Origin of the sequence: Vibrio kagoshimensis, assembly GCF_050337535.1 — a bacterium.
Taxonomy (GTDB): Bacteria; Pseudomonadota; Gammaproteobacteria; order Enterobacterales; family Vibrionaceae; genus Vibrio; species Vibrio gallaecicus.
Window position 1 is genome coordinate 1 of the sequence record NZ_JAKJSZ010000042.1, and the last position, 6,405, is coordinate 6,405.

Sequence of the window (6,405 nt, forward strand, 5' to 3'; positions counted from 1 at the left end):
AACATAACAAGCAATTTAAGCAGACTGTCAACGCTTGGCATTTTTAGCTCGGTTTAGCATCAGTGATTTCGGTGATAAATTTGAGTGTTTTGGTAGCGTTGTCAGCTACTTAATTGGGCGTTATGCGTAATCGATGGACTACGGAGTATTAGATGGAAGTAGTAGAAGCGGAAAAATCGGATTTAGATTCATTCTTTGCGTATCTTGAAAATCAGCTGTCTGAAAATGGTAATGGAGAAGTTCCTCTTTTCCAGCCAATGTCCAGAGAGCAAAGTGAAATTCCAGAAGCAACAAAAGATAAGTTTATCCAAGGTTTTTCCCATCACTTTGGCGTTTTAGGTTGGAGAAAGCTCTGGGTTGTAAAAGACACTTCTGGAAGTATCAAAGGTCACATTGATCTTCGCCATCACGGTGATGATAACCGTTCTCATCGAGTTCTGCTTGGTATGGGCGTAGATGTTTCCTGCCGGAAGCAAGGTATTGGTCAACGACTCATTGATGCGGTTATAAATTTCTGCCAAGAAAAAGCCGAAATTGACTGGCTTGATCTTTGTGTACTATCAGAGAATTTCCCAGCAAAGAACCTCTACCTAAAAGCAGGGTTCGATGTTGTTGGAGAGTTCAAAGACCAATATAGAATCGACGGTTTGTCAGTCTCAGAAACAGCAATGACAAAGTACGTCAAAAATTACGTATAACAAAGCATTTAAGAGTGATTCGCAACGCTTGGCAGTTTCGCTTCGCTCAAGTATAGCCAAGCGTCGCTCACACCTTAATGCGGCGTTATGTAAATGGAGAGGTTAACATCCAAAATATAAGATTATTAAAGCATCCTTTCTTAATGCTTGCGGCGGCGATGATCAGCATGATTGTTCAGCGTAAGGTTTTTTTTGGATTCGAATTAATCGTTGTCACAGCTGTTGTTAGTTTATGTGTAGGCTTTATTGTTCATAAGCGACGAAGTGCGTCAGAAATGTATTATATCCCTGTTGATAAAAGGAACTTTTTTCAAAGACAAGGTCCTTCAGYCTATCTATTTGTGATTTTAAGTATTGTAGGTCTAATTAGTTTACACACATCAGTAGGGCAATCATTTAAAACAACAACACAKGTATTAAATAAAACAACTGAATCTGTATATAGAGGTGGTACGAGGTATGTATTGAGTGTTGATCATGAGCTTTATGGGCRCTTGGGYTTCTACGTTTCTAAAAAGTTTTGGTTGAGCCAGCAAGAGGGCAATGAAGTTATACTTAAGGTAAGGAAAAATTAYCTGGGTATGTATGTCATTGTAGATTATTGCTAAAAAATGAATCACCGTCTTCAACATAACAAGGCGTTTAAGGCAGATTCCCAACGCTCGGCATTTTCAGTTTAAGTYAGCTTTGGTGTTTTCGGTGCAATGRTTTAGGTTAGGTGGAGGCGTTGCTCACTACTTAACGCGGCGTTAGTTTGCAAAAGTAGAAAAGCTTTTATGGTCAAAAAGCCTAGTTTGGTTTCTATGCTTTACACCTGTTCGTTTTCCGAAAGTTGTGCAACCAAATCATCAGTGCGCGTAGGGTGTTTTTCGGCTCTTTGAGTTCAACGTTATTCATTTCTCCGCATCAGTAACTTTGGTCACTTAGCGCATCTCGCGCGGCTTCTTTTTCTTGATGGTTAACCCGTAAATAGTGGCTTTGTCGCACTTGGTTGTCAGGTTAGTCGAATGAATCCTTTGTCAGCTTAAATGCTTGAAACTGTGGCTGTTTATCGCATGTCGCTTTTTAGCCAAGTGCGTTTTGTTGTCTGGGTTAGAGTTCTGTAGTTTTCAGTTTTACATTGGTGTTCAAAGCCAGTAGTTTTGTAACCAATTCAGCACCTTGGCACTAAACTTTGGCTGCATCATGTAAGCAAACTAACAAAGCGTTTAAGACAGATTCCCAACGCTTGGCATTTTCAGTTTGGGTTAGCTTTAGTGTTTAAGGTGGCAAGGTTTTAGGTAGGGTGGTGGCGTTGCTCACTACTTAACGCGGCGTTATGTTTATAGGAGGCTTAGGTGCTTAAAAAACATAAGAATGGTTTCATCGGAATAATTGAACATTCAGGGTTTCAAGTTAATCAATTTCGAACTGTAGAGAAAGAAGTTGATGGGTACCCTGGTTTTATATTGCAGTTCGTAAATTCTCCATTGGCATTTTTAGCTAGAACTAGTGTTGAAAACTACTTTGAGCATGATTATCGTTATGTTCAATTTGCACCATCATACCCTAAGTCTGAATATGTACCTTCAAATTCATGGTGTGCAATTGAAGATGTTTATGAAGGGTTCAAGGGCTGGTTATCTGATCACGTTGATCATTATTTGGAAGAGATTGATATCCCAGATTTATGGTCTCAAATTGAACGCCATAACTTGTTTATCGGAGACCCTTTAGTCAACCGAAGCAACAAAGGTTTTGATAAAGCAGAGAAAGAGCGTGTTGTTTTAGCTATCGAGCATTTTAAAAAGTTGTTAGAACTTGAATATAAACCAACAGCTGAACAGCTTGAAACTATCAACGACCGTTTGGGATACTTAGTTGAGTCAGTTGACCGTCTAAATAAAGTAGATTGGCAAGGGGTTGCTATATCGACCTTAATGAGCATTTCAATTGCTTTGTCTTTGGATACTCAAAAAGGTAGAGATCTCTTCAATTTATTTAAAACTGCATTCACATCAGCCATAGAGTTCATTGGCTAAATAAACATAACAAAGCGTTTAAGACAGATTCCCAACGCTCGACATTTTCAGTTCAAGGCAGCTTTGGTGTTTACGGTGCAATGGTTTAGGTTAGGTGGCACACTACTTAACGCGGCGTTAGCTATTTCTTGTACATAAAGGGGTTCCAGTGGTAAAAGTTCTTGTTAGTTCGTGCTTGGTTGGAAATAAAGTTAGATACAATGCAAGTTGTTTATCTATCCCAGAGCTTGATTTGAACTGGCTTAAATCAAACGCAGAGCTAGTAGTCTTTTGTCCTGAGGTGTCCGCAGGATTACCTACTCCGAGAGCTCCTGCCGAAATAGTCGCAGGGATGGGTATTGATGTGCTTGACGGTTCAGCGAACGTTGTTGGAAATGATGGCATTGATGTTACAACTCAATTTGCAAGTGGGGCGGAGAATGCTTTAGAGCTCTGCCGAAAACAGCAAATAAAGTATGCGGTACTCGCAGAAGGCAGCCCTTCTTGTGGTAGTTCTAAAATTTACGATGGTACATTCAATGGTATTAAAATCGATGGCTCAGGGGTGGCTGCTGCATTGTTAGAGCGTAATAGCATTAAAGTATTCAGTCAGCATACGGTAGCTCAGCTTCGCATGACGTTGGAAATACATAGCTAACAAGCGCTTCAAGCTGATTCGCAACGTGTGCCATTTTTGGTTCAAATCAGTTTGGTGTTTACGGTGCAATGCGGACAGTACGGTTTCGTTGCTCACAACTTAAGCGGGCGTTATACCGCAAAGGAGAAATCAATGATAAAGCAAATAAGTGGCACAGATCATTCGCTCTTATCTCTATCAAACACAAGCTTCTCCGAGCTACGAAAAATCTATCTCCCAACTTCCAAAGCTCAAAGAAACCAAGCTAGTCCAACAGATGAGTGGACTTGTTTGGGATATTATTTGGATCACCAGCTAGTGGGTCTTATGAAGGTTAAGTTGTCCGGCAAGACGCTTAATTTAAGTACACTTGCTGTCATGCCCGAATGTCGTAAAAGAGGCGTAGCTCGAAGCTTAATTTTAGAAGCAGAGCGTATGTTCTCAAATGCAGGCTTGCTCTCAGTTTGGTGCGTTGAGCAAACTGGTAATGTAGAGATCTTTGAGGCACTAGGTTTTAAGGTTGCGGAGCGTATTGAGTCAGATATTTTTGAATTGGTTGACAGCTCAAACGTTAAAGCAATAGAAGTTCGTCTGGAGCGGCAGGCAGCGGTATAACAAAGCGTTTAAGAGTGATTCTCAACGCTTGGCATTTTTAGTTTGAATCAACTTTAGTGTTTACGGCACAATGGTTTAGGTTAGGTGGTAGCGTTGTTCACACCTTAACGCGGCGTTAGCACTCTCATCAGGTTAACAAGGGGATTACCATGAATTTTCAAGAAATGTCAGATCAGGAAATATTAGAGATAGCGAATCCTATCATGGACAACTTGATGGAAGCGTCCACAAATATTGATCATGAGCAGCACGTTCGTGATTTTAATAAGCGAATGTTAAAAATCGTTACTCGCGATTATCTCAATGAGATCTGCGTAAAATATCAAGCCGAAAAAGGTTTCTTTGCAGAAAGAGAGCTAGTAGCAGTATTCAGGCGACCAGATTCAGCTGCAATTGTTTGGAGGCAATATTACACTAAAGCGCCGGGTGAACATGTCGCTGAAATGGTTTTAGTTTACGAAGGCGGTCGCTATTTAGTAGACCATGCGATGGTATTCTAAAAGAGTGCTAACAAGCAATTTAAGCAGACTGTCAACGCTGGGCATTTTCAACTCGGTTTAGCTTCAGTGGTTTCGGTGTTACATTTGAGTGTATTGGTAGCGTTGTCAGCTACTTAATTGGGCGTTAGTTTGCAAAAGTAGAAAAGCGTTTGTAGTCAAAGAGCCTAGTTTGGTTTCTATGCTTTACACCTGTTCGTTTTCCGAAAGTTGTGCAACCAAATCATCAGTGCGCGTAGGGTTTTTTCGGCTCTTTAAGTTCAACGTTATTCATTTCTCCGCATCAGTAACTTTGGTCACTTAGTGCATCTCGCGCGGCTTCTTTTTCTTGGTGGTTAATCCGTAAAATAGTGGCTTTGTCGCACTTGGTTGTCAGGTTGGTCGAATGAATCCTTTGTCAGCTAAAATGATTCAAACTGTGGCTGTTTATCGCATGTCGCTTCTTATCCAAGTGCATTTTGTTGGTTGAGTTTGAGTTCCGTAGTTTTCAGTTTTACATTAGTGTTCAAAGCCAGTAGTTTTGTAACCAATTCAGCGCCTTGGCACTAAACTTTGGCTGCATCATGTAAGCAAACTAACAAAGCGTTTAAGACAGATTCCCAACACTTGGCATTTTCAGTTTGGGTTAGCTTTAGTGTTTAAGGTGGCAAGGTTTTAGGTAGGGTGGTGGCGTTGCTCACTACTTAACGCGGCGTTATAACCTTTGAGGAAAAAATGGAACTGAGAGCATTCGAAAAGGAAGACTATGAGTTACTTATTGGCTGGATTGACTCGGATAAATTGAACTACCTATGGGGTGGCCCAAAGTTCGAGTTTCCCTTGAATTTCGAACAAATTAGCCGACATTGTACTCAGCCTGAAGTGCTTCCTTTTATCTTTGTCGTTTCAGGGGAAAACGCTGGTTATATTGAACTCTTCAAAGTAGCTGAGTCCCATTTCCGAATCTGTCGAGTATTTGTATCAAATGGCTTTCGTGGTCAGGGTATTTCTAAGCAAATGCTAGGTCAGTTAATCGAACTAGCAAAAGAAAAGTACACAACTAACGTATTGTCACTTGCCGTTTTTGAGCAAAATACAGTGGCTAGAAACTGCTATGAGTCATTGGGTTTTTCAGTAATCTCATATGAAGTTGGTACTAGGTCATTTGAAGGTGAAGATTGGGGTCTTCTGCACATGGAAAAACGGTTATAACAAAGCGTTTAAGACGGATTCCCAACGCTTGGCGTTTTCAGTTTGATTCTGCTTTAGTGTTTACGGCACAATGGTTTAGGTAGGGTAGTTAGCGTTGCTCACCACTTAACGCGGCGTTATGTTTTCGAAGGAAATTGGTAGTATGAGCCTCGAACTAAGAAGTATAGACAAAACGAATTTCTATGAGATTTGCCAGTTACAGGTGGCTCAAAATCAGCTAAATCATGTTGATAGCAATGCTATTTCATTGGCTGAAGCAAACTTTATGAGCTTTCCTTGGTTTAAAGGTATCTACTCTGACAGTAATCCAATTGGTTTTGTTTTAGTAAATGCAGACACAGTTTCAGGTAAATTTGAGCTTTGGCGGTTCATGCTCGATAAATCTCAGCAGTCGAAGGGTTATGGTCGTATTGCTATCGATTTGTTGAAATCAGCACTGGTTAATGAATTCGGAATATCGGCTTTATATACAAGTGTTGTTTCGGGTTCAGATAGTCCTCAAGGTTTCTACGAAAATTGTGGTTTTGTATCAACAGTTCGCTTAGTTGAAGGGCGTGAAATTGAGTTGCGTTTATCCCTTTAACTCCAAACATAACAAAGCGTTTAAGACAGATTCCCAACGCTTGGCATTTTCAGTGTGGGTCAGCTTTAGTGTTTAAGGTGGCAAGGTTTTAGGTAGGGTGGTAGCGTTGCTCACTACTTAACGCGGCGTTATAGCTCAGTGTAGTATGGCGTACTGGGTGTGGTATAATAAACTCATATCACAC

The 6,405-nt window shown here is 40.6% G+C and carries 7 protein-coding genes; all 7 read left to right on the plus strand.

Annotated elements, in window-relative coordinates:
* Positions 1–152: 152 nt before the first annotated feature.
* The 7 genes from L4C37_RS21945 (at position 153) to L4C37_RS21975 (ending at position 6,221) form a co-directional block, all read left to right on the plus strand.
* Positions 153–698 (plus strand): GNAT family N-acetyltransferase, encoded by a 546-nt coding sequence (locus tag L4C37_RS21945; RefSeq protein ID WP_429770058.1) that lies wholly within the window; start codon positions 153–155, stop codon positions 696–698.
* 1,337 nt (positions 699–2,035) lie between these two features.
* Complete coding sequence (locus L4C37_RS21950) at positions 2,036–2,719, plus strand: hypothetical protein (RefSeq protein ID WP_048608680.1); 684 nt, start codon at positions 2,036–2,038, stop codon at positions 2,717–2,719.
* Positions 2,720–2,867: 148 nt separating this feature from the next.
* Positions 2,868–3,356, plus strand: a complete 489-nt coding sequence (locus L4C37_RS21955) for a 2-thiouracil desulfurase family protein (RefSeq protein ID WP_429770060.1) — start codon at positions 2,868–2,870, stop codon at positions 3,354–3,356.
* Positions 3,357–3,488: 132 nt separating this feature from the next.
* Positions 3,489–3,950: a GNAT family N-acetyltransferase gene (locus tag L4C37_RS21960; protein WP_429770062.1), complete on the plus strand. Its 462-nt coding sequence runs from the start codon at positions 3,489–3,491 to the stop codon at positions 3,948–3,950.
* A 149-nt stretch (positions 3,951–4,099) separates the two neighbouring features.
* Complete coding sequence (locus L4C37_RS21965; protein ID WP_429770064.1) at positions 4,100–4,450, plus strand: hypothetical protein; 351 nt, start codon at positions 4,100–4,102, stop codon at positions 4,448–4,450.
* Between the two features lie 711 nt (positions 4,451–5,161).
* Positions 5,162–5,638, plus strand: a complete 477-nt coding sequence (locus tag L4C37_RS21970) for a GNAT family N-acetyltransferase (protein ID WP_429770066.1) — start codon at positions 5,162–5,164, stop codon at positions 5,636–5,638.
* A 142-nt stretch (positions 5,639–5,780) separates the two neighbouring features.
* The gene (locus L4C37_RS21975; RefSeq protein WP_429770068.1) at positions 5,781–6,221 is read left to right on the plus strand and encodes a GNAT family N-acetyltransferase; all 441 of its coding nucleotides are present in this window, start codon (positions 5,781–5,783) and stop codon (positions 6,219–6,221) included.
* The last annotated feature ends 184 nt before the right edge of the window (positions 6,222–6,405 follow it).

Coding starts and splice junctions, on each gene's coding strand:
- L4C37_RS21965 (WP_429770064.1), top strand. CDS start 4,100: ATGAATTTTCAAGAAATGTCAGATCAGGAAATATTAGAGATAGCGAAT.
- L4C37_RS21970 (WP_429770066.1), top strand. CDS start 5,162: ATGGAACTGAGAGCATTCGAAAAGGAAGACTATGAGTTACTTATTGGC.
- L4C37_RS21945 (WP_429770058.1), top strand. CDS start 153: ATGGAAGTAGTAGAAGCGGAAAAATCGGATTTAGATTCATTCTTTGCG.
- L4C37_RS21975 (WP_429770068.1), top strand. CDS start 5,781: ATGAGCCTCGAACTAAGAAGTATAGACAAAACGAATTTCTATGAGATT.
- L4C37_RS21960 (WP_429770062.1), top strand. CDS start 3,489: ATGATAAAGCAAATAAGTGGCACAGATCATTCGCTCTTATCTCTATCA.